Below are 21452 nucleotides of genomic sequence, written 5' to 3' on the forward strand. Positions count from 1 at the left end.
GACCGGATTTGTCCATGGGCTTCATCATCAGGCGCTCTTCTCTTCGTCTCGCGGCCGGCCCATCGCTTTTGGCCATGGCGGCACATCAGGGAATTGTCAAAAAGGCGCAACTGTCCTCGTTCGCGACCCGGGCGTCAATGCACCGCCACGCGGCTTGGGCCTCGAATTCCGCCGCCTGTCACACCGCGTCGGGCGAGCTGCGCACAAATCCACAAACAAGCCGCCGGGTCGGCCATGGGTAGACTTCGCGGCCATGTCCGCCCGCACCACGCATTTGCTTTATCTGCACGGTTTCCGCTCCTCGCCACGCTCGGCCAAGGCCCAGCGCATGGCGGCCTGGGTGGCCGAGCAGCGCCCCGATCTGGTCTTTGCCTGCCCGCAGCTGCCGCCCTCGCCCGCCGAGGCCATTGCCCTGGCCGAAGCCCTGGTGGCCGACTGGCCGCGCGAGCGCATGGTGCTGATGGGCAGCTCGCTGGGCGGCTTCTATGCCACCGTGCTGGCCGAGCGCCTGGGCTGCCCGGCCGTGCTGCTCAACCCTGCCGTGGACCCGGCCCGCGATCTGGCCGCCTATCTGGGCGAGCAGAGCTGCTGGCAAAGCCCCGAGGACCCCGAGCAGCGCTTCTTCTTCCGCGCCGAGTTCGTGGACGAGCTGCGCGCGCTCAAACCCGCCGCCATCACCCGGCCCGCCCGCTACCTGCCCGTGATCGCCAAGGGCGACGAGGTGCTGGACTGGCGCGAGATGCACGCGCGCTACGCCGACTGCCCGCGCCTCAAGCTGCTGGAAGGCAGCGACCACGCGCTCTCCGACTTCGACGATTACCTCCACGAACTGACGGACTTTCTCCAGCTATGAGCTCTTCTGCACGTCTCGCCCACAAGGTCTGCATCATCACCGGCGCCGCCCAGGGCATTGGCCTGGCCACCGCGCTCAAGTTCGCCCGCGAGGGCGCCACGGTCATCGTCTGCGACATCAAGCCCCAGGCCGTGGAAGAAGCCGCGGCGCAGTGCCGCGCGCTGGGCGCCCAGGCCGAGGGCCATGTGCTGGACGTGACCTCGCGCGAGCAGGTGGACGCGGTGGTGGCCGCGGTCAAGGCCCGGCATGGCCGCATCGATGTGCTGGTCAACAACGCCGGCATCACCAAGGACGCGCGCCTGCAGAAGATGACGCTGGAGCAGTTCGACGCCGTGATCGACGTGAACCTGCGCGGCGTCTTCCACTGCGCCCAGGCCGTGGCCGACACCATGGTGGCCCAGGGCAGCGGCGTGATCCTCAACGCCAGCTCGGTGGTGGGCATCTACGGCAACTTCGGCCAGACCAATTACGCCGCCACCAAGTTCGGCGTGATCGGCTTCACCAAGACCTGGAGCCGCGAACTGGGCCCCAAGGGCGTGCGCGTGAACGCCTTGGCCCCGGGCTTCATCGAGACGCCCATCCTCTCCACCATCCCCGACAAGGTGATCGCCCAGATGCAGGAGCATGTGCCCCTGCGTCGCCTGGGCAAGCCCGAAGAAATCGCCAATGTCTACGCCTTCCTGGCCAGCGATGAGGCCAGTTATGTGAACGGCGCCGTGCTGGAAGTCTCGGGCGGCATGACGGTCTGAGCGACTGATCCAGCCCGGCCGCGACTTGCCCACCGCGCCTGTGGACAAGTCGCGGGACAAGCTGGGGTGGGCGGCTGCAAGTGCTTGATGCGCCTGGGTTTGGGCTGGTGTGCTGCAAAAAGTGGCAGTACGGCGCGGGCCCAGCGTCACCCATTTGGGCAGCGGCAAGCAGCGCGAGACGCAAGGCTATCTTGCGAAGGCTCGGCTTCAGTGGCGGGCCGGGCTCAAAGGCAAGGCTAGCTCCACTCCGCGGCCCACTCCACCCGGACATGGGGCCGCAGCTGCAACTCGCAGAACTTGAAGCGATCTTCGAGGGGGCTGACCCGAAGTAGTTCGCGCCCTTCCTGGGTTTCGATCTCCCAGCGATTGAGCTGAACCGCATTCATGCGCAGGCGCAGCCGCTCGCCCTGCCACCAGGCCACGGCGAATTCACCTTCGTCCGGCGCCAGGGTGGCGAGCACCCGGTCCTCGCCGCGCTGAATCTCGAAACGCATGCCGTGGTACCAGCCCTCGGGGCTGACCCAGAGGGGCTCGGTTTCGAAGAAGACGATGTAGTCCAGCAGTTCGGGCCGGGAGGTCATGGGGTGGCTCATGGGAAGGCGTCAAGCAAAGGCGGGCACAGACTAAACTAGGCCGCGCCTGAACAGCGCGAGCCGGCGGCGAGATCACACTTTGGTGGGTGAGCGGCCGGTCACGACGACCCCTCAACCCACTTGCCCACCGCGCCTGTGGACAAGTCGCGGGACAAGCTGGGGTGGGCGGCTGCAAGTGCTTGCCCCGCTTGGACTATTCCTGGCCTGCTGCAAAAAGTAGCAAGCTGGCGGCGGCATCGCGGCGGGAGGGTCGGCGCTTTGGGCGACAATCCGCCTCCTATGTTTGCCCTGTTCGATGACGCCGGGAAGTTTCTCGCCGGCCGCGTGATGTCCGAAGCCGAGAGCTCCTTGCAGATTGAGCTGGAGTCGGGCAAGCGCGTCAAAGTGAAGGCGGCCAATGTGCTGCTCAAGTTCGACAAGCCCGCCCCGGCGGAGCTGATGGCCGAGGGCCAGCGCTTGGCGCAGGAGATCGATCTCGATCTGGCCTGGGAGTTCGCCCCCGACACCGAGTTCGGCTTCGCCGAGCTGGCGCGCGACTACTTCGATGCCAAGGCCAGCCTGGCCCATCAGGCGGCCGCGCTGTTCCGCCTCTTCGAAGCGCCGCATTACTTCCGCCGTGCCGGCAAGGGCATGTTCAAGAAGGCGCCGGAGGAGATCGTCAAGGCCGCCCTGCTGGGCATCGAACGCAAGCGCCAGCAGGCCCTGCAGATCGAGGCCTGGGCCGAGGAGCTGGTGCGCGGCGAATGCCCGGCCCCGATCAAGGAACAGATCTACAAGATCTTGTTCAAGCCCGACAAGAACGGCCCCGAGTACAAGGCCGTGGTGGAGGCCACCAAGCGTGCGCAGAAGGCGCCGCTGGAGCTGCTGCAGGGCGCGGGCGCCATCGGCAGCGCCTACCAGTTCCACTGGAAGCGCTTCCTGTTCGAGAATTTCCCCAAGGGCACGGGCTTCCCGGCCCTCACCGCCCCGGAGATCAAGGACGAGCTGCCGCTGGCGGCGGTGTCGGCCTTCTCCATCGACGACTCGGCCACCACCGAGATCGACGATGCGCTCTCGGTGCAGGGTCTGGGCACGGGCAGCATCAGCTTTGGCGTGCACATCGCGGCGCCGGGCCTGGCCATACAGCCGGATTCGGCCGTGGACAAGGTGGCGCGCGATCGCTTCTCCACCGTCTACATGCCGGGCTGGAAGCTGACCATGCTGCCCGACGAGGTGGTGCAGACCTACACCCTGATCGAGGGCCGCGACTGCCCGGCCGTGTCCATCTACTTCAGCATCGACGAGGCCACGCTGGAGATCCGCGGCTTCGAGACCAAGCTGGAGCGCGTGCCCATCACGCGCAATCTGCGCCACGACAAGCTGGACGGCGTGATCACCGAGGCCTCGCTCACCGGCCAGGCTGCGGCCGACTACGAGTTCGCCGCCGAGCTGGCCTTCTGCCACCGCCTGGCACGCGATCTCAAGGCCAAGCGCGAGGTGGTGCGCGGCAAGCCCGAGACCTTCAACCGGCCGGACTACAACTTCCGCCTGGACAACGACGGCGGCGCCCAGGAGCCGGACGGCAGCGAGCAGGTCAGCATCACGGTGCGCCAGCGCGGCTCGGCCCTGGACCTGATCGTGGCCGAGGCCATGATCCTGGCCAACTCCAGCTGGGGCGGCTGGCTGGCGCAGCTGGGCCTGCCAGGCATCTACCGCAGCCAGGCCAGCCTGGCTCCGGGCATGAAGGTGCGCATGGGCACCAAGGCCCTGCCCCACGCCGGCATGGGTGTGGCCCAGTACACCTGGGCCACCTCGCCGCTGCGCCGCTATGTGGACCTGGTGAACCAGTGGCAGATCATTGCCTGCGCCCGCCACGGCAAGACTGCAGCCCTGGCCGCGCCCTTCAAGCCCAAGGACGCGCAGCTCTTCTCCATCATCTCGGGCTTCGACGCCGCCTACACCGCCTACAACGGTTTCCAGAACGGCATCGAGCGCTTCTGGACCCTGCGCTATCTGCAGCAGCAGGGCATCAGCGAGCTGGATGCGGCCGTGCTCAAGGACGGTCTGGTGCGGGCCGACACCCTGCCCCTGGTCTTCAAGGCCCTGGGCTGCGAGAGCCTGCCGCGCAACAGCCATGTGCGGGTGCGCATCACCGGCATCGACGAGATGACGCTGGATGTGCATGCCAGCCTGCTGGCGCGTCTGGATGAGCCGGTGAGCGGCGCGACCGACGAGGTCGCCGAGGATGAGGACGAGGTGGAAGCCGCCGGCGCCCTGACCCTGGCCATCGATCTGAGCGACGCCGGTGACGGCGCCGAGGCGCCCGCCGCGAGCGGCGGCGCCTGACAGGCCACGGACGCACGGAGCAACAGACGCCGATGCTGGGCCGGCTCTCCACGCTGCAGATCGCGCTCCTGATTTCTCTGGGCGCGCATGCCGGCCTGCTGACCCTGCGCATTGCCGACCCCGAAGGCTTCAACCGCCTCTTCCAGGACACACCCCTGGAGGTGGTGCTGGTGAACACCCGGGGCAAGGAGGCGCCCGCCAAGGCGCAGGCCCTGGCCCAGGCCAATCTGGCCGGCGGCGGCGAGGCCGCCCAGGGCCGCGCCACCTCGCCCCTGCCCCCCTCGCCCCAGATGGAGCTGGGCGACACGGCCGAAAACCAGCGCGCCCAGATTGCCCAGCTGATGGAGATGCAGCAGCAGCTGCTGGCCCAGGTTCGACGCGAGCTGGCCCTGCTGCCACCGCCCGACCCGCGCCGCGACCGGGGCGAGCCCGAGGCGCAGGAGCAGGCCGACAAGCGCCGCCGCCTGGTGCAGCTGATGGCCGAGATCGAGAAGCGCATCAACGACGAGAACGCACGGCCCAAGAAACGCTACATCAGCCCGGCCACCCGCGAGGTGGTCTATGCCCAGTACTACGACCAGCTGCGCCGCCGCATCGAGGCACGCGGCACGCGCGACTTTCCCGAGCACCAGGGCAAGAAGCTCTACGGTGAGCTGGTGATGAACATCCATGTGGACCACCGCGGCCGCGTGGTGGAAACCGATATCGTGGCCAGCTCCGGCAATGCCATCCTGGACCGCCGCGCCGTGGCCATCGTGCGCGCCAGCGGGCCCTTCGGCCCCTTCACCGCGGCCATGCGTCAGGGTGCCGAGGTGTTGGTGATCACCTCGCGCTTTCGCTTCACGCGGGACGAAGGGCTGGAGACCACGCTCTCGGCTCAGCCCTGAACCTTGGATGAGATGCTCATGACCGATCGCTATGCCGTGGCCGGCAACCCGGTAGCCCACAGCCGCTCCCCCGAAATCCATGCCCTGTTCGCGGCGCAGACCGGCGAGGGCCTGGTCTATGAGCGCCTGCTCTGCCCGCTGGACGGCTTCGAGGCCACGGTGCGCGCCTTTGCCGCCGCGGGCGGGCGCGGCTGCAATATCACCGTGCCCTTCAAGTTCGAGGCCCATGCCCTGGCGCGCCGCCTCTCGCCGCGGGCCCGGCTGGCCGGTGCCTGCAATGTGCTGCGCTTTGATGGCGGCGCCGACAGCGGCGACTGGTTGGGCGACAACAGCGACGGCGTGGGCCTGGCTCGCGACATCGAGCACAACGCCGGCAGGCCCTTGCGTGATCAGCGCCTGCTGCTGCTGGGCGCCGGCGGCGCGGCCGCGGGCGTGCTGGCCAGCCTGATCGAGCGCGGTCCGGCCGAGATCGTGCTGGCCAACCGCAGCCTGGACAAGGCCCAGGCTCTGGTGCAAAGCCATGCCGGCTTCGCCGCAGAACATGGCGTGAAGCTGCGCGCCAGCCCCCTCGACGGCACCGGCGAGGGCTTTGACATGCTGATCAACGGCACCAGCGCCAGTCTGGCAGGTGCGGGCGTGCCGGTGCCGGCCGCCGCGCTCAAGCCGGGGGCACTGGCCCTGGACATGATGTACGGCCCCGCCGCACGCCCCTTCCTGGACTGGGCTGCGGCCCAAGGCTTCGAGGGCCGCGACGGCCTGGGCATGCTGGTGGAACAGGCGGCCGAGGCCTTCTTCATCTGGCGCGGCGTGATGCCCGAGAGTGCGCCGGTGCTGGCCACCCTGCGCCAGCGCCTGGAGGCCGAGGCCCGCACATGATGCGCGCCCTGGGTCGTCTGCTCGCGCTGCTGCTCGTGGGCGTGCTGGCCCTGCAGCTGTTCTTTGCCGGGCGCATTGCACTGATGAATGTGCTGGCCCCGCAGTCCACCAGCTTCCAGCGCTCCGAGATCTGGCGCCTGCTCAGCGAGAAGGGGCAGATCGCCTGGGCGCAGCAGTGGGTGGACGAGGCCCGCCTGTCCAAGAATCTGCAGCGAGCCGTGATTGCCAGCGAGGATGCCGGCTTCTCTGAACATGGTGGCGTGGACTGGGATGCGTTGGAGAAGGCCTGGGAGAAGAACCAGCGCGCCGAAGCCCGGGCCGAGAAGCAGGCCGCCCGCCTGCAGCCCGGCCGCACGGCGCCCACGGCCAAGATCGTGGGCGGCTCCACCATCACCCAGCAGCTGGCCAAGAACCTGTTTCTCTCGGGCGAGCGCAATCTGCTGCGCAAGGGCCAGGAATTCGCCCTGACCTTCATGCTGGAGGGCTTGCTGAGCAAGTCGCGCATCTTGGAGATCTATCTCAACAATGTGGAATGGGGTGAGGGTCTGTTCGGCGCCCAGGCCGCGGCACGCCACTACTTCCGGGTGGACGCGGCCCAGCTCTCGGCTCACCAGGCGGCCCGGCTGGCGGTGATGCTGCCGGCACCCAAGCGCTTCGAAAAACGACCCGCCTCACCCTATGTGCTTTCGCGTGCGGCCACCATAGAGGCCCGCATGAACGCCGTGGAATTGCCCTGAGAGTCGACCCGCCATGCCCAGCGACGAGAACCTGAGTCTGGAAATCGCCGCCAGTGCGGCCCGCCTGGTGGTGGAAGAAGGCCTGGAGTACGGGCCGGCCAAGCAACGTGCGCTCAAGAGCCTGGGCCTGCCCCGGCGCACCGCCCTGCCCGACAACGAGCTGCTGGAAGAACAGGTGCGCGAGTACCTGGCCATATTCTGTGCCGACACCCAGCCTGCCGAGCTGCTGGCCCTGCGCGAGTTGGCCGCCCTCTGGATGGAGCGCCTGGCCGAGTTCAGGCCTCATCTGTGCGGCGCGGTCTGGCGTGGTACGGCCACCCGCCTCTCGCCCATACACCTCCAGCTCTTCTGTGACGACAGCAAGGCCGCCGAGATCGCCCTGCTGAACTGGCGGGTGGACTACGAGGTGGGCAGCACGGCCGGGCCGCGCGGCCAGAGCGTGGACCAGCTGATCCTGGCTGCGCCCTGCCGCGCCTTGCAGGAAAGCGTGACCCTGGCGCTGACCATCCTGGACCACGACGATCTGCGCGGCGCCCTCAAGCCCGACAGCCGCGGGCGCTCCGAACGCGGAGATCTTGCGGCCCTGCGCCGCTTGCTGGCCGAGGAAGCCGCCGCCCCCAAACCCGCCTCGCCGCCCCCCTAGGAGCAACCCTTATGAATCGACGTCAATGGATACTGGCCGGCGCGGGCTTGGGCGCGGCCGGTCTGGGCGGTCTATTGGCTTGGCAGCGCCATGGCCCCGCCCCCTTGTCGGAGCCCGCCCAGGCCTTCTGGGACGCAAGCTTCGAGCGCCCGGGTGCCGACGCGCTGGCCGCTGCCAGCCTGCGCGGCCAGCCCTTGTTGCTCAATTTCTGGGCAACCTGGTGTGCGCCCTGCATCAAGGAGATGCCAGAACTGGACCAGTTCCAGCGCGAATTTGCCGCCAAGGGCTGGCGGGTGCTGGGCTTGGCGGTGGACTCGGCCGCACCGGTGCAGGAGTTTCTGAAGAAGCAACCCGTCTCCTTCCCGACCGCCCTGGCCGGGCTAACTGGCCTGGAATTGACGCGAAAATTGGGTAATCTTCAGGGAGGCCTGCCCTTCAGCGTGGCTTTTGATGCCTCCGGCGAGATCAGCTGGCGCAAACTCGGCCCCACCCATCTGGACGAACTCCGGGAGCTGGGCGCGACCAGCCGCTAAGCCCCACCAGCCCCAAAAGCTCACGGCGGTCAAGCGATAAATTTTTGCCGAAGTAGCAGGATCAGCCCTCAAAAGGCGTAAAGTGCGCCCTTTATCGCTTCTAGTGGCCGCGCTCTAAAAAGCCGGGCACGCTGCAGATGCAGATTCTCGTCATTCACGGACCCAACCTCAACCTCCTGGGAACACGGGAGCCGGGCGTATATGGTTCGCGAACTTTGGCCCAGATCGACGCTGATCTCAAGGAGATCGCGGCGAAAGCAGGCGCCAAGCTGGAATCCTTCCAGAGCAACCATGAAGGTGCTCTGGTGGACCGCATTCAGGCAGCGGGCCAGGACGGCAGCCGCTTCATCATCATCAACCCTGCCGCCTACACGCATACCAGTGTGGCCATGCGCGATGCGCTGGCGGCCGTGGGACTGCCTTTTGTTGAAGTGCATCTGTCCAATGTCCACAAGCGCGAGGCCTTCCGGCATCACAGCTACTTCTCCGCACTCGCCGAAGGCGTGATCTGCGGCTTGGGGGCACAGGGCTACACCCTGGCCCTGCAGTATGCCTTGAGCCGGTCGGAGTCCCTGGCCTGAGGCTCGGGACGGCGGGCGCCTCGCGACCCCACGAAGCACAACAAACCATTTCCGTTGGAGAAGCCTTATGGATCTGCGCAAGCTCAAGACCCTGATCGACCTCGTGTCCGAGTCGAACATTTCTGAACTTGAAATCACCGAGGCCGATGGCAAGGTGCGCATCGTCAAGTCGGATGGCCAGGTGGCCGTGCCGATGGCGAGCCTGCCCATGATGGCGCCGGCCGTGGCCGCGCCCGTTGCCGCCCTCGTGGCTGCGGCGCCCGCCGCCGCAGCAGCAGCGCCGGCACCTGCCGCCGAAACCGGCCATGCGGTGAAGTCGCCCATGGTGGGCACGTTCTATCGTGCCTCCAGCCCCAATGCCAAGCCCTTCGCCGAGGTGGGACAGCAGGTCAAGGAAGGTGATGCCATCTGCATCATCGAAGCCATGAAGATCATGAACGAGATCGAGGCCGACAAGAGCGGCACGATCACCAAGGTGCTGATCGAGAACGGTCAACCGGTCGAGTTCGGACAAGCCCTGTTCATCATTGAATAAGGCTTCGCCATGTTCAAGAAAATCCTGATCGCGAACCGCGGAGAAATCGCGCTTCGCATCCAGCGCGCCTGCCGCGAGCTGGGTGTGAAGTCGGTGGTCGTGTACTCCGAGGCGGACCGCGAAGCCAAGTACGTGAAGCTGGCGGACGAAGCCGTGTGCATCGGCCCGGCGCCCTCCGCCCAGAGCTATCTGAGCATGCCGGCCATCATCGCCACCGCCGAGGTGACCGATGCCGAGGCCATCCACCCCGGCTACGGCTTCCTCAGCGAGAACGCCGACTTTGCCGAGCGCGTGGAGCGCAGCGGCTTCACCTTCATCGGCCCGACTCCGGACAATATCCGCATGATGGGCGACAAGGTCTCGGCCAAGCAGGCCATGATCCGCGCGGGCGTGCCCTGCGTGCCCGGCTCGGAAGGCGCCCTGCCCGATGACCCCAAGGAGATCGTCAAGATCGCCCGCGCCATCGGCTACCCCGTGATCATCAAGGCCGCCGGCGGCGGCGGTGGCCGCGGCATGCGCGTGGTGCACACCGAGGCGGCTCTGGTCAATGCGGTGCAGACTACCAAGGCGGAAGCCGGTGCAGCCTTCGGCAACCCGCAGGTCTATATGGAGAAGTTCCTGGAGAACCCGCGCCATGTAGAAATCCAGGTGCTGGCCGACGGGCACCGCAACGCCGTGTGGCTGGGCGAGCGCGACTGCTCCATGCAGCGCCGCCACCAGAAGATCATCGAGGAAGCGCCGGCCCCGGGCATCCCCCGTCGCACCATCGAGAAGATCGGCGACCGCTGCGCCACCGCCTGCAAGAAGATGGGCTACCGTGGCGCGGGCACCTTCGAGTTCCTGTACGAGAACGGCGAGTTCTACTTCATCGAAATGAACACCCGCGTGCAGGTGGAGCATCCGGTGACGGAGATGGTGACGGGCATCGACATCGTGCAGATGCAGATCCGCATCGCCGCTGGCGAGAAGCTGCCCTTCACCCAGCGCCAGATCGAGATGCGCGGCCACGCCATCGAGTGCCGCATCAATGCCGAAGACCCGGTCAAGTTCACGCCCAGCCCCGGTCGCATCACGACCTGGCATGCGCCCGGTGGCCCCGGCGTGCGCGTGGACTCGCACGCCGATACCAACTACTTCGTGCCGCCGAACTACGACTCGATGATCGGCAAGATCATCACCCATGGCGACACGCGCGAGCAGGCCCTGGCCCGCATGCGCATCGCCCTGTCCGAGACGGTGGTGGAAGGCATCCAGACCAATATCCCGCTGCACCGCGAACTGATGGCCGACGCCAAGTTCATGGAAGGCGGCACCAGCATCCACTATCTGGAAGGCTGGATGCGGGACCACAAGCGCTAAGCTCCGGCTTGAGCGCAGCAGCGGGTCGCGCTCCGGCGCGGGTCCGCTTTGCAGATCCCCGGCGTGGCGCCAGCCGCTCCGGGGCTTTTGCTTTTTCAGCAAGGACACATGATGAGTAGCAGCAGCCCCATCCTCCACGAACTGATCCTGATCTGCCGCGAAGACGATGTCGAGACCGTCAGCGATGCGCTGATGGAGGTGGAGTCCCTGGCCGTTTCGGTGGAAGACGCCGATGCCGACACCGATGCCGAGAAGGCCCTGTTCGGCGAGCCCGGCATGCCAGCCCCCAAGTCGGGCTGGGAACGTTCGGTGGTCAAGGCCCTGTTTGCCACCGAAGCCGAGGCCACCGAGGCCGCCACCCTGATCCTGGCCCAGGACTGGGCGCAAGACGTGCATGTGCAGACCATCCAGGCCGTCGAGGAGCAGGACTGGGTGCGCCTGACCCAGTCTCAGTTCGCACCGGTGGAGATCACCCAGGATTTCTGGATCGTGCCCTCCTGGCATGAGGCTCCGCCCCAGGCCACCACCATCATGCGCCTGGATCCGGGACTGGCCTTCGGCACTGGCACCCACCCGACCACCCGCATGTGCCTGGGCTGGATCGCCCGCCATCAAGACCTGGCCCCCGGCTGGAATCGCGTGCTGGATTACGGCTGCGGCTCGGGCATCCTGGCCATCGGTGCCGCCCTGCATGGCGCTCGCCAGGTGGATGCCGTGGACATTGACCCCGCCGCCGTCACCGCCACCCAAGCCAATGCCGAGGCGAATCGGGTCGCAGAACGCATCCACGTGGGCCTGCCCGATGCGGCCAGCGGCGAGTACCCGCTGGTGCTGGCCAATATCCTGGCCACGCCGCTCAAGCTGCTCGCCCCCTTGCTGTGTCAACACCTGGCACCCGGTGCTCATCTGGTGCTGGCCGGCATCCTGGAACGGCAGGCCGATGATCTCAAGGCCGCCTATGCACCCTGGCTGCAGCTGGAGGTCAGCGACTGCGAAGAAGGCTGGATCCTGATGACGGCACAGCGCGTCTGAGCCCCATGAACCAGGCCCTTCTCGTGGCATGATTCCGACCATGAGTCTCGCCACCCGTTGTACCGCTTGCGGCACCATCTTCCGGGTGGTGCAAGACCAGCTTCGCGTGTCCGAAGGCTGGGTGCGCTGCGGCCGCTGCGCCGAGGTCTTTGACGCCAACGAGCAGCTCTTCGACATCGACCGCGAAGCGCCGCCGCCCTGGCCCCCGCAGAGCAGCAGCACGGCTGCCGCCACGCCGCAACAGCTCGGTGATGTGCGGCCTGCCATGGCCGAGCCGCAGCCTGAATCTGCGCCGATGCCTTCTCGACGCCCGGATGAATCCACCTGGGTGATGCCGCGCGACTCGAACACCCATGCCCGAGCGACATCTCAGCGCGTGCAGCAGGAGGTGCGAGACGAGCCCGAGGAGAGCCCGGATGCTGGCGAGCCGACGATCCAGCTGCCGCCCATGTATGCCGCCGACGCGCTCGCGCCCGGTGGCATGGCGCCACCCTCCCCGGTTGGGTCCTCCGCGACGCGCCGTCATGAGGATGCGCTGCCCGCCGATGACGCGAGCCCGCAGCGCCGCGAACCTGTTTGGGATGCCGATCCCGTCCCGGCCGCCGAAGACAAGCGCCCGACGCCCAAGGGTCTGGACAAATCACGCGCGCGTCTGGCCGGCGGTAAACCGGCAACCGCCGAACCAGCCCCCATGGCCGCCGCGAAACCCGAGCCGGCCGTCGCTGCCGAGCCCCCTCAGCCCAGCTTCATGCGCAAGGCCAGCAAGCGTGACGCGAGCGAGGGTACGCGCTGGCAAGGTCTGGTACTGCTCGTGGGCAGTCTCTTGCTGCTGACGGCGCTGGGCTTGCAAGCCCTCTGGCAGTTCCGCAATGCCCTGCTGGCCCTGCACCCGCCGGCCGAGCCGCTGCTGAGCCGCTTCTGCGAAATGGCTGGCTGCAGCCTGGAGCCCTGGAAGCGCATCGATGGGCTGGCCGTGGAGACGAGCAGCCTCACGCAGGCAGGCTCCGGCAACCACTACAAGCTTGGCATCCAGCTGCAGAACAAGGCGGGCTATGCCCTGGCGCTGCCCTGGGTGGATCTGAGCCTGACCGATGCCAGTGGCGCCCTGGTGGCTCGCCGCATGCTCAAGCCCGCGGACTTCAACCTCAGCAAGGGCAGCATTGCAGCCCACTCCGAGGAAGCACTGCAACTGGTCTTCAGCACCGACAAGCTCAAGATCAGTGGCTACAGCGTGGTGATCTTCCACCCCTGAGCAAGCCGAGGCCCGTGAGCGGGCCGAAGGTATCACACGACCCCAGCGTCGAAAAAAAACCCGGCCATGGCCGGGTTCTTCATCTGCGGACCCGACTTGCGTCGGGTCATGCAGCTCGCTTCACTCAGGGCTTGTTGCCGGTCGGGAAGGGCCAGGCAGCCTGAGGGCTCAGAGCCGTCTTGGCAGCCGGCGCCGGAGCCGCAGCGGGCTTGGCGGCAGGCGCAGCAGCAGGCGCAGGGGCAGGCTTCTTGGCAGCCGGCTTCTTGGCAGCCTTCTTGGCGGGCGGCTTGGCAGCAGGCGCAGCAGCCTTCTTGGGGGCAGCGGCGGCCTTCTTGGCCGGAGCAGCAGCCTTCTTAGGGGCAGCGGCCTTCTTCGCCGGAGCAGCAGCCTTCTTCGGGGCAGCGGCCTTCTTCGCCGGAGCAGCGGCCTTCTTAGGGGCAGCGGCCTTCTTCGCCGGAGCGGCAGCCTTCTTCGGGGCAGCGGCCTTCTTGGCCGGAGCGGCAGCCTTCTTGGGGGCAGCAGCCTTCTTGGCCGGAGCAGCAGCCTTCTTCGGGGCAGCGGCCTTCTTGGCCGGCGCAGCAGCCTTCTTGGCCGGAGCAGCAGCCTTCTTGGCCGGAGCGGCGGCCTTCTTCGCCGGAGCAGCAGCCTTCTTAGGGGCGGCGGCCTTCTTCGCCGGAGCGGCGGCCTTCTTGGCGGGAGCGGCCTTCTTGGCCGGCGCCTTCTTTGCAGTTGCCATTTCGTTCTCCTTGATCAAGTGGAAAGAGCACCGCCTGCAACAGACCGGTCCGCTGCAGCGCGGTTATTCACCATCCGAGAGTCACCCAGGAGGAGTGCCCCGGTACGGTGAATGGGGTGGCGATGTCCGGCCTCGGCTTCTTCTGGCGGCCTGGGTCTCAAACATCGCGGATCTTGATCTCTTCAAAAACTGGAACTGCGTGAGGCACCGTGCCTCGCATCAATCCCAGGACAGGGCGCCACCGGATTGGTATTCGATGACACGGGTTTCAAAGAAATTGCGTTCCTTCTTCAGGTCGATCATCTCGCTCATCCAGGGGAAGGGGTTCTCTTCATTGGGGAAGAGCTCCTCCAGACCGATCTGGACGGCGCGGCGATTGGCGATGTAACGCAGATAGCCCTTGAACATGGAGGCATTCAGGCCGAGCACGCCGCGAGGCATGGTGTCCTCGGCATAGCGGTACTCAAGCTCCACGGCCTTCAGGAACAGAGCCTTGATCTCGGCCTTGAACTGCGGGGTCCAGAGCTGCGGGTTCTCGAGCTTGATCTGGTTGATCAGGTCGATGCCGAAGTTGCAGTGCATGGACTCGTCGCGCAGGATGTACTGGTACTGCTCGGCGGCACCGGTCATCTTGTTCTGGCGGCCCATGGCGAGGATCTGCGTGAAGCCCACGTAGAAGAACAGGCCTTCCATCAGGCAGGCAAAAACGATCAGGCTCTTCAGCAGCGTCTGGTCGTTCTCCAGCGTGCCCGTGTTGAAGTTAGGGTCCATGATCGCGTCGATGAAGGGGATCAGGAACTCGTCCTTGTCCCGGATCGACTGCACCTCATGGTAGGCATTGAAGATCTCGCTCTCGTCCAGACCCAGCGACTCCACGATGTACTGGTAGGCGTGGGTGTGAATGGCCTCTTCGAAGGCTTGGCGCAGCAGGAACTGGCGAGCCTCGGGCGCCGTGATGTGGCGGTAGGTGCCCAGCACGATGTTGTTGGCGGCCAGCGAGTCGGCGGTGACGAAGAAGCCGAGGTTGCGCTTGATGATGCGGCGCTCGTCTTCGCTCAGGCCGTTGGGATCCTTCCAGAGCGCGATGTCGCGGCTCATGTTCACTTCCTGCGGCATCCAGTGATTGGCGCAGGTGGCAAGGTATTTTTCCCAGGCCCACTTGTACTTGAAGGGCACCAGCTGGTTGACGTCGGTCTGGCCATTGATGATGCGCTTGTCGGCCACATTGACGCGACGCTCGCTGGCGGACTGGACGGAGGAGCTGGCGGGAGTCTGCGTGGCGGGGACCGCGGCGCGCGCGACCGGCGACTGGCCCGGTGCGACGTTCAGATTGGCGCTTTGCGCTGCGCTTTGCGAGGGTTGACGGTCTTCTTCCCAAACCAGCATGGTGGACTTCCTATCGCGTTGAATTATCAGAGTGTTGTGTTCAAACACCAAGGACTTCTTGACATGGCGCAGCACTGGCTGTTGCTGTGCTGCATCGATATCGCGCGGCGCACATGCGGTGCTCGCAGCGACATCAGCATCCTCGGCGTGAGCATTCATCGATGCAGTGCAAATCGAGTTTGCATCGATGAACACTCGCATCGCGCGTGTTCAGGGGTCGCGATGAGGGCTTCATCGCGACCCGCTCAAGGCCTTACTGACAGGCCTCGCATTCTTCGAAGCCAGGGTCGCCGGGGCGCATCATGCAGACCGCACCTTCGGGCTCGGGCATCTCGGCGACAGGCGTGGCCGCAGGTGCGGAAGCCATCATGCCGCCACCGCTGGCCACGGCATTGAGCTGGCCGGCCTTGCTCACCGTGCTCTTCTCGGCGTGCGTGGCGCCGATGGTGCGCAGGTAGTAGGTGGTCTTCAGGCCACGCTGCCAAGCGAGCTTGTAGGTCTCGTCCAGCTTCTTGCCCGAGGCGCCGGCCATGTAGATGTTCAGGCTCTGCGCCTGGTCGATCCACTTCTGGCGGCGGGCGGCGGCTTCCACCAGCCACAACGGCTCCACCTCGAAGGCGGTGGCGTACAGGGCCTTGAGCTCTTCCGGCACACGGTCGATACGGCGCAGCGAGCCGTCGAAGTGCTTCAGGTCCATGACCATCACGTCGTCCCACAGACCCAGCTTCTTCAGATCGCGCACCAGGGATTCGTTGATCACGGTGAACTCGCCGGAGAGGTTGGACTTGACCGAGAGGTTGCCGAAGCAGGGCTCGATCGAGGCATCCACGCCGATGATGTTGGAGATGGTGGCCGTCGGAGCAATCGCCACGCAGTTGCTGTTGCGCATGCCGTCACGGGCGATCTTGGCGCGCAGCGCATCCCAGTCCAGGGTCATGCTGCGGTCCACGTCCACATGACCGCCGCGGGCCTCGGCCAGCAGGTCCAGGGAGTCGATCGGCAGGATGCCACGGTCCCACAGCGAACCGCGGTAGCTCGAGTAGCGGCCACGCTCGGCGGCCAGCTCGGTCGAGGCCCAGTAGGCGTAGTAGCAGATCGCTTCCATCGAGCGGTCGGCGAACTCCACGGCCGCCTGGGAGGCGTAGGGAGTGCGCAGCGCGTAGAGCGCATCCTGGAAGCCCATCAGGCCCATGCCCACCGGACGGTGACGCAGATTGGAGTCGCGCGCCTTCTTGACCGCGTAGTAGTTGATGTCGATCACGTTGTCCAGCATGCGCATGGCGGTGGACACGGTCTTCTTCAGCTTCTCGTGGTCGATTTCCTTGCCGTTCGGGCCGTCCTTCAGATGCTGCACCAGGTTCACGGAACCCAGGTTGCAGACCGCGATCTCGCTGTCATTGGTGTTCAGCGTGATCTCGGTGCAGAGGTTGGACGAGTGCACCACGCCCACGTGCTGCTGCGGCGAGCGCACATTGCAGGCGTCCTTGAAGGTGATCCAGGGATGGCCCGTCTCGAACAGCATCGAGAGCATCTTGCGCCACAGATCCTTGGCCGGCATGCGCTTGAAGAGCTTGATCTCGCCGCGATCCACCTTGGCCTCGTACTCGGTGTAGGCCTTCTCGAAGGCAGCGCCGAAGAGGTCGTGCAGGTCCGGGCAGGTGGAGGGGCTGAACAGGGTCCAGTCGCCACCTTCCAGCACGCGCTTCATGAACAGGTCCGGAATCCAGTTGGCCGTGTTCATGTCATGGGTGCGACGGCGGTCGTCACCGGTGTTCTTGCGCAGCTCCAGGAACTCCTCGATGTCCAGGTGCCAGGTCTCCAGATAGGCACAGACCGCGCCCTTGCGCTTGCCGCCCTGGTTCACCGCCACGGCCGTGTCGTTCACCACCTTCAGGAAGGGCACGACACCTTGCGACTTGCCATTGGTGCCCTTGATGTGCGAGCCCAAGGCGCGCACCGGGGTCCAGTCATTGCCCAGGCCGCCAGCAAACTTGGACAGCAGGGCATTCTCCTTGAGCGCCTCGTAGATGCCGTCCAGATCGTCCGACACCGTGGTCAGGTAGCAGCTGGAGAGCTGCGAGCGACGGGTGCCCGAGTTGAACAGGGTCGGGGTCGAGGACATGAAGTCGAAGCTGGACAGGACTTCGTAGAACTCGATGGCGCGGGCTTCGCGGTCGATCTCGTTCAGCGCCAGGCCCATGGCCACGCGCATGAAGAAGGCCTGCGGCATCTCGATGCGCTTGCCGTCCACATGCAGGAAATAGCGGTCATACAGGGTCTGCAGGCCCAGGTAGTCAAACTGCAGATCGCGCTCCGCCTTGAGCGCGGCACCCAGCTTCACCAGGTCGTACTGCTGCAGCTTCTCGTCCAGCAGCTCGGCCTGCACACCCTTCTTGATATAGCCGGGGAAGTACTCGGCGTAGCGCTGCTCCATATCGGCCTGGATGACCTCCTCGCCCAGGATCTCCTTGCGGATGGTGTGCAGCAGCAGGCGAGCGGTGGCGTGGGTGTAGCCAGGATCCTTCTCGATCAGGGTGCGGGCGGCCAGGATGGCGGCCTTGTAGACCTCATCCATGGGCACGCCGTCATACAGATTGCGCTTGGTCTCGGCAATGATGGGCTCGGGCTTCACATCGGCGCCCAGATTGGCGCAGCTGCTGGCGATCAGGGCCGAAAGCTTGGCCAGATCCAGAGGCACGCGTTGGCCGCCCTCGACCACCATCAGGCTGGCGCTCGGCATATTGCCGGCGGCGATATCGACCTCGCCCTTGGCCAGACGCTCCTGGGCGCGGCGCTCGCGATACAGCACATAGGCGCGGGCCACTTCATGGTGACCGCCACGCATCAGCCCCAGTTCCACCTGGTCCTGCACATCCTCGATGTGGAAGGTGCCACCGCTCGGGCGCGAACGCAGCAGGGCGCGCACCACGTTCTCGGTTAGGGCGTCCACCGTCTCGCGCACGCTGGCCGAAGCCGCACCGCTGGTGCCATGCACCGCCAGAAAGGCCTTCATCAGCGCCACGGCAATCTTGCTGGGCTCGAAGGACACCACCGCGCCATTGCGGCGGATGATCTGGTAGGCCTGGAAGGCCGAGGTCTTGGCGGCTCCGCCGCTCGCGCCGTGAGCGGAGGGGACGGCTGCGGTATCCGATAGCGTGCTGGCTGCAACGGTTTGCATAGAGGTCCTCGTCTGAGTCTTGTTCGGTTCAATCAATCGGAGAACGCAAAGCCGGAGCATGCGGCGCGCTGCTCTGGCTTCATGTTCGGTTTGTGGCTGGCGGGGAGTACCTGGACGGCCTTGCGGCTCTAGAGCCGCCAGACGCCAATCCCCTGCGTGCTGACCCTGCCCCGGTCCCGGAACGCCGACCCAGACAGCGGGTGGCGCGAGAAGCTGCGGCTGCAATTGAGTGGGGCATATCAGGTCTAGCCGAGGTCAGAAGGATACCACGACAGACACTATATCTAGCGGATGTGACCGCTTCAAGCACTACCGATAGCGTTCAAACCCCGTTGACCTCGCGCTGGGATCGCGCTAGCAAATCAGGGCTCGAAGGGCGTATCACGCCGCACGGGCGTGCACATCACGATGAACAGGGACTCCGCGCCGGCCGACCCGCACCAGCGCTGGCTTGCAGGCTGAAACATGACGCCAAGCCGCGCCAATGCTGGGCCTTCCCGAGGTTCAGCCGCCCTCACCCGCCGAACCCGAGGGTTCAGTGACGCCAAGACGGGCCATGCGGTAGCGCATCTGCCGCAGCGACAGACCCAGAGAAGCCCCGGCCGCCGTGCGGTTGAAGCCATGCCGAACCAGGGAGCGCAGGAGGATGCTGCGCTCCACCTCGTCAAGATAAGCCGCCAAGTCCTGCGGCAGGGGCTCATCAGCATCCGATGCACGCTGAGCGACCAGCGGCAGGCTGACACTGTCGGGCATGTCCAGGCTGCCGAACTGCGAATCATCCAGCACGGCCTCAGGCAAGCCCAGATCGGCCACGTCGATGACCTCCCCCCCGGACAGCGCCAAGGCCCGATGCAGCAGGTTCTCCAGCTCTCGCACATTGCCCGGGAAGGCATAGCGCGAGAGCTGGGCCAGAGCAAGGGCCGAGAGCCGCGGCGCAGGTGACACGCCGGCATCGCGCGCAATGCGATCCAGTACACGCTCGCTGATCGCCTCCAGATCCTCGATGCGCTCACGCAAGGGCGGCACGCGGATCTGGATCACATTGAGGCGATAGAACAGATCCTGACGGAAGCGCCCCGCAGCCACCTCGGCCGAAAGGTCCTTGTGGGTGGCGCTGACGATGCGCACATTGACCGGCGCCTCGGCCACGGCCCCGACCGGCCGCACCGAGCGCTCCTGGATGGCGCGCAAAAGCTTGCTCTGCATGGCCAGGGGCAGATCTCCGATCTCATCCAGAAAGAGCGTGCCCTCGTGGGCGGCCTGGAAGAAGCCTTCCCTGTCCTCATGTGCGCCGGTGAAGGCACCCTTGCGAAAGCCGAAGAACTCGGCCTCCAGCAGCTGCTCGGGAATCGCGCCGCAGTTGACCGCGATAAAGGCCCTGGCACTGCGCGGGCTGGCGTCATGGATGGCTCGCGCCACCAGCTCCTTGCCCGTGCCCGACTCGCCCTGCAGCAATACCGGCGCCATGCTGCGCGCCACTTTCTCAATCAGTGCACGCACCTGACACATGGCCGCGGAGTCGCCGGCCAGCCGGTGCAAAGCCGGATGGCTGCTACCCGCCTCGCCCGCCCGCGGCGCTCGCGCCCCCGGGCTGCGAGCGGAGGCGGGCGCTGCGGCGGGCGCACCGGCCACCGATACGGCCGACTGCGCCGAAGCACCCGCCCGACCCAGGGCCGAGGCCACCACGCTGCGGAACTGGCGCAGGTCCACGGGCTTGGTCAGGTAGTCATAGGCGCCGGCCTTGAGCGCCTCCACCGCGTTTTCCGCTGAACCGAAAGCCGTGATGACCAGGGCTTTCTCGGGCCGGCCGTGGCGCTCCAGCCAGGCCAGCACGTCCAGACCCGAGCCGTCGGGCAGGCGCATATCGGTGATCACCGCGCTATAACCGCGCTCCGTCAGCCGGGCCAGCGCTTCTTCAACCGAGCCCGCACTGTCCAGCTCATAACCCTCGCGAAGCAGGGTCAGCTCGTAGAGCGTGCGCAGATCAGGCTCATCATCAATGACCAGCAGGCTGTGTGCGGGAACGGGATTCATGGTCTTGAACTGCTCTAAGCCTCGGCGGGCGGCCGACGCAGGGTGATGATGAACTCGTTGCCCGCATGCCCGACGGCACGTTGACGCTGATAGTCGATGCGGCCACCGTAGCGCTCACAAAGCTCGCGACAGATGTAGAGCCCCAAGCCGGAACCCCGGCTGCGTGTGGAGAAGAAGGGCTCGAAGAGATGTCGCTCCACCTCGGGCGCCAGGGCAGGCCCTGCACTGTAGACCGAGAGCTGAGCCCATTGCTCGGACAGCGCCCGCAAGCTGACCTGCACCGAGGCCGGCCCGGGCTCGGCATGCCGCAGCGCATTGTCCAGCAGGTTGACCAGGACGCGGCGCATGTGCTCGGGCTCAAACAGCACCGCAAGACTGCCTGCGGGCAGACTCAGGGCCAGCGGACCATCATCAGACTGCGGCAATCGATTGGTGCTCGCCCAGTCTGCGCAGGCCTCACGCACCAAGGCACTGGCATCCAGGGCCTGCGGCGGCAAGAGAACCCCGGGCGCCACCTCCATCACATCGTCAACGATGCGCTTGAGCCGCTGCACATTGGAGGCCACCATGGCCGTGAGTCGACGGGCCTGCTCGTTCTCGCTGTCCTCCGCCAACAAGGCATTGGCCTGGTCGATGGCGGCCAGTGGATTGCGTATCTCGTGGGCAATCCCCGCCGAGATCCGCCCCATGGCGGCCAGTTTCTCCTGGCGGCTGCGCGCCAGCACGCTGCGGACATCCTCGATGAAGAGCACACACAGGTCTTCATTGCCCTGCCCCTCGCGGCGCTGCGTGAAGCGCATGCGCAGCCGCAGCCCGCGCGTCTCGCCGCCATCCAGCCTCAGACTGATATCTCGCCCCTCCTCGGGCCAGCCCGCGTCGGCAAAGGCACGATCGACGGCGGCGACCAGAGGCTCCCAGTCGGCCACGCCACGCAGCTGAAACGGCGCCTCACGCACACGCTGGGCACCGGACAGCAGGCCGCGCGCCGCAGGATTGGCCGCGCGCACATGGCCGCGGCGGTCCACGACAAGCACCCCCTCCTGCATCTGCTCAATCACCAGCCGGTTGAGCTGGGCCTGCTGACGCGCCAGCTCCAGGCTGCCGCGGGCCGCCCGCTCCTCGCGCGCCAGGCGGCTGGCCATCTCGCTGGCCAGCAGGCCCAC

20 protein-coding genes are annotated in these 21452 nt (G+C 66.4%); 14 read left to right on the forward strand and 6 right to left on the reverse strand.

Translation table 11 applies throughout. The features are described 5' to 3' along the window. The 3 genes from ACK5F2_RS01525 to fabG all read left to right on the forward strand — a co-directional run. Positions 1–242 (forward strand): hypothetical protein (locus ACK5F2_RS01525; RefSeq protein WP_409862274.1); only part of this gene is annotated, 242 nt, incomplete at its 5' end. An 11-nt stretch (positions 243–253) separates the two neighbouring features. Beyond that, complete coding sequence (locus ACK5F2_RS01530; RefSeq protein WP_409862275.1) at positions 254–853, forward strand: YqiA/YcfP family alpha/beta fold hydrolase; 600 nt, start codon at positions 254–256, stop codon at positions 851–853. Beyond that, positions 850–1602 carry a 3-oxoacyl-ACP reductase FabG gene (fabG, locus tag ACK5F2_RS01535; RefSeq protein WP_409862276.1) on the forward strand — a complete coding sequence of 251 codons (753 nt, stop codon included), beginning with the start codon at positions 850–852 and terminating at the stop codon, positions 1600–1602. Before ACK5F2_RS01530 ends, fabG begins: the two co-directional genes overlap by 4 nt. Before the next feature lie 236 nt (positions 1603–1838). On the opposite strand, the gene ACK5F2_RS01540 is transcribed toward fabG, so the two are convergent. Then, positions 1839–2183, reverse strand: a complete 345-nt coding sequence (locus tag ACK5F2_RS01540) for a hypothetical protein (RefSeq protein WP_409862277.1) — start codon at positions 2181–2183, stop codon at positions 1839–1841. Between the two features lie 291 nt (positions 2184–2474). On the opposite strand from ACK5F2_RS01540, the gene ACK5F2_RS01545 reads away from it, so the two are divergent. The 11 genes from ACK5F2_RS01545 (at position 2475) to ACK5F2_RS01595 (ending at position 12955) form a co-directional block, all read left to right on the forward strand. Beyond that, positions 2475–4520 (forward strand): ribonuclease catalytic domain-containing protein, encoded by a 2046-nt coding sequence (locus ACK5F2_RS01545; protein WP_409862278.1) that lies wholly within the window; start codon positions 2475–2477, stop codon positions 4518–4520. A 32-nt stretch (positions 4521–4552) separates the two neighbouring features. Next, positions 4553–5407 carry an energy transducer TonB gene (locus tag ACK5F2_RS01550; protein WP_409862279.1) on the forward strand — a complete coding sequence of 285 codons (855 nt, stop codon included), beginning with the start codon at positions 4553–4555 and terminating at the stop codon, positions 5405–5407. A 12-nt stretch (positions 5408–5419) separates the two neighbouring features. After that, on the forward strand, positions 5420–6283 hold the full coding sequence (gene aroE, locus ACK5F2_RS01555) for a shikimate dehydrogenase (RefSeq protein WP_409862281.1): 864 nt from the start codon (positions 5420–5422) through the stop codon (positions 6281–6283). Then, positions 6283–7020, forward strand: coding sequence for a monofunctional biosynthetic peptidoglycan transglycosylase (gene mtgA, locus ACK5F2_RS01560; protein ID WP_409862300.1), 738 nt, complete (start codon positions 6283–6285; stop codon positions 7018–7020). The genes aroE and mtgA overlap by 1 nt, the downstream gene beginning before the upstream one ends. A 13-nt stretch (positions 7021–7033) precedes the next feature. Then, positions 7034–7663 carry a hypothetical protein gene (locus ACK5F2_RS01565; protein ID WP_409862282.1) on the forward strand — a complete coding sequence of 210 codons (630 nt, stop codon included), beginning with the start codon at positions 7034–7036 and terminating at the stop codon, positions 7661–7663. A gap of 11 nt (positions 7664–7674) precedes the next feature. Then, entirely contained in the window at positions 7675–8196 is a 522-nt protein-coding gene (locus tag ACK5F2_RS01570; RefSeq protein ID WP_409862284.1) for a TlpA family protein disulfide reductase, read from the forward strand. Between the two features lie 137 nt (positions 8197–8333). Next, positions 8334–8777, forward strand: coding sequence for a type II 3-dehydroquinate dehydratase (aroQ, locus tag ACK5F2_RS01575; RefSeq protein ID WP_409862285.1), 444 nt, complete (start codon positions 8334–8336; stop codon positions 8775–8777). A gap of 67 nt (positions 8778–8844) precedes the next feature. Next, complete coding sequence (gene accB / locus ACK5F2_RS01580; RefSeq protein WP_409862287.1) at positions 8845–9312, forward strand: acetyl-CoA carboxylase biotin carboxyl carrier protein; 468 nt, start codon at positions 8845–8847, stop codon at positions 9310–9312. A gap of 9 nt (positions 9313–9321) precedes the next feature. Continuing rightward, positions 9322–10671: an acetyl-CoA carboxylase biotin carboxylase subunit gene (gene accC, locus ACK5F2_RS01585; protein ID WP_409862289.1), complete on the forward strand. Its 1350-nt coding sequence runs from the start codon at positions 9322–9324 to the stop codon at positions 10669–10671. A gap of 111 nt (positions 10672–10782) precedes the next feature. Further along, positions 10783–11703: a 50S ribosomal protein L11 methyltransferase gene (gene prmA / locus ACK5F2_RS01590; protein WP_409862290.1), complete on the forward strand. Its 921-nt coding sequence runs from the start codon at positions 10783–10785 to the stop codon at positions 11701–11703. Between the two features lie 40 nt (positions 11704–11743). Beyond that, positions 11744–12955, forward strand: coding sequence for a DUF3426 domain-containing protein (locus tag ACK5F2_RS01595; protein WP_409862292.1), 1212 nt, complete (start codon positions 11744–11746; stop codon positions 12953–12955). A 124-nt stretch (positions 12956–13079) separates the two neighbouring features. On the opposite strand, the gene ACK5F2_RS01600 is transcribed toward ACK5F2_RS01595, so the two are convergent. The 5 genes from ACK5F2_RS01600 to ACK5F2_RS01620 form a co-directional block, all read right to left on the reverse strand. Continuing rightward, positions 13080–13691: a histone gene (locus ACK5F2_RS01600; protein ID WP_409862293.1), complete on the reverse strand. Its 612-nt coding sequence runs from the start codon at positions 13689–13691 to the stop codon at positions 13080–13082. A 219-nt stretch (positions 13692–13910) separates the two neighbouring features. Beyond that, a complete protein-coding gene (locus ACK5F2_RS01605; RefSeq protein WP_409862294.1) occupies positions 13911–15077 on the reverse strand; it encodes a ribonucleotide-diphosphate reductase subunit beta in 1167 nt (388 codons plus the stop codon). Positions 15078–15330: 253 nt separating this feature from the next. Continuing rightward, on the reverse strand, positions 15331–18255 hold the full coding sequence (locus ACK5F2_RS01610) for a ribonucleoside-diphosphate reductase subunit alpha (protein ID WP_409862295.1): 2925 nt from the start codon (positions 18253–18255) through the stop codon (positions 15331–15333). Positions 18256–18759: 504 nt separating this feature from the next. Beyond that, positions 18760–20289 carry a sigma-54-dependent transcriptional regulator gene (locus ACK5F2_RS01615; RefSeq protein ID WP_409862297.1) on the reverse strand — a complete coding sequence of 510 codons (1530 nt, stop codon included), beginning with the start codon at positions 20287–20289 and terminating at the stop codon, positions 18760–18762. Positions 20290–20303: 14 nt separating this feature from the next. Next, positions 20304–21452 (reverse strand): sensor histidine kinase (locus tag ACK5F2_RS01620; protein ID WP_409862299.1); only part of this gene is annotated, 1149 nt, incomplete at its 5' end.

The organism is Roseateles sp. (assembly GCF_046300915.1).
Classification (GTDB): Bacteria; Pseudomonadota; Gammaproteobacteria; order Burkholderiales; family Burkholderiaceae_C; genus Kinneretia.

What these genes read in the sequence shown, in the direction of transcription:
- ACK5F2_RS01530 (WP_409862275.1), top strand. Translation starts at nt 254, where the DNA reads ATGTCCGCCCGCACCACGCATTTGCTTTATCTGCACGGTTTCCGCTCC.
- fabG (WP_409862276.1), top strand. Translation starts at nt 850, where the DNA reads ATGAGCTCTTCTGCACGTCTCGCCCACAAGGTCTGCATCATCACCGGC.
- ACK5F2_RS01540 (WP_409862277.1), bottom strand. Translation starts at nt 2,183, where the DNA reads ATGACCTCCCGGCCCGAACTGCTGGACTACATCGTCTTCTTCGAAACC.
- ACK5F2_RS01545 (WP_409862278.1), top strand. Translation starts at nt 2,475, where the DNA reads ATGTTTGCCCTGTTCGATGACGCCGGGAAGTTTCTCGCCGGCCGCGTG.
- ACK5F2_RS01550 (WP_409862279.1), top strand. Translation starts at nt 4,553, where the DNA reads ATGCTGGGCCGGCTCTCCACGCTGCAGATCGCGCTCCTGATTTCTCTG.
- aroE (WP_409862281.1), top strand. Translation starts at nt 5,420, where the DNA reads ATGCTCATGACCGATCGCTATGCCGTGGCCGGCAACCCGGTAGCCCAC.
- mtgA (WP_409862300.1), top strand. Translation starts at nt 6,283, where the DNA reads ATGCGCGCCCTGGGTCGTCTGCTCGCGCTGCTGCTCGTGGGCGTGCTG.
- ACK5F2_RS01565 (WP_409862282.1), top strand. Translation starts at nt 7,034, where the DNA reads ATGCCCAGCGACGAGAACCTGAGTCTGGAAATCGCCGCCAGTGCGGCC.
- ACK5F2_RS01570 (WP_409862284.1), top strand. Translation starts at nt 7,675, where the DNA reads ATGAATCGACGTCAATGGATACTGGCCGGCGCGGGCTTGGGCGCGGCC.
- aroQ (WP_409862285.1), top strand. Translation starts at nt 8,334, where the DNA reads ATGCAGATTCTCGTCATTCACGGACCCAACCTCAACCTCCTGGGAACA.
- accB (WP_409862287.1), top strand. Translation starts at nt 8,845, where the DNA reads ATGGATCTGCGCAAGCTCAAGACCCTGATCGACCTCGTGTCCGAGTCG.
- accC (WP_409862289.1), top strand. Translation starts at nt 9,322, where the DNA reads ATGTTCAAGAAAATCCTGATCGCGAACCGCGGAGAAATCGCGCTTCGC.
- prmA (WP_409862290.1), top strand. Translation starts at nt 10,783, where the DNA reads ATGAGTAGCAGCAGCCCCATCCTCCACGAACTGATCCTGATCTGCCGC.
- ACK5F2_RS01595 (WP_409862292.1), top strand. Translation starts at nt 11,744, where the DNA reads ATGAGTCTCGCCACCCGTTGTACCGCTTGCGGCACCATCTTCCGGGTG.
- ACK5F2_RS01600 (WP_409862293.1), bottom strand. Translation starts at nt 13,691, where the DNA reads ATGGCAACTGCAAAGAAGGCGCCGGCCAAGAAGGCCGCTCCCGCCAAG.
- ACK5F2_RS01605 (WP_409862294.1), bottom strand. Translation starts at nt 15,077, where the DNA reads ATGCTGGTTTGGGAAGAAGACCGTCAACCCTCGCAAAGCGCAGCGCAA.
- ACK5F2_RS01610 (WP_409862295.1), bottom strand. Translation starts at nt 18,255, where the DNA reads ATGCAAACCGTTGCAGCCAGCACGCTATCGGATACCGCAGCCGTCCCC.
- ACK5F2_RS01615 (WP_409862297.1), bottom strand. Translation starts at nt 20,289, where the DNA reads ATGAATCCCGTTCCCGCACACAGCCTGCTGGTCATTGATGATGAGCCT.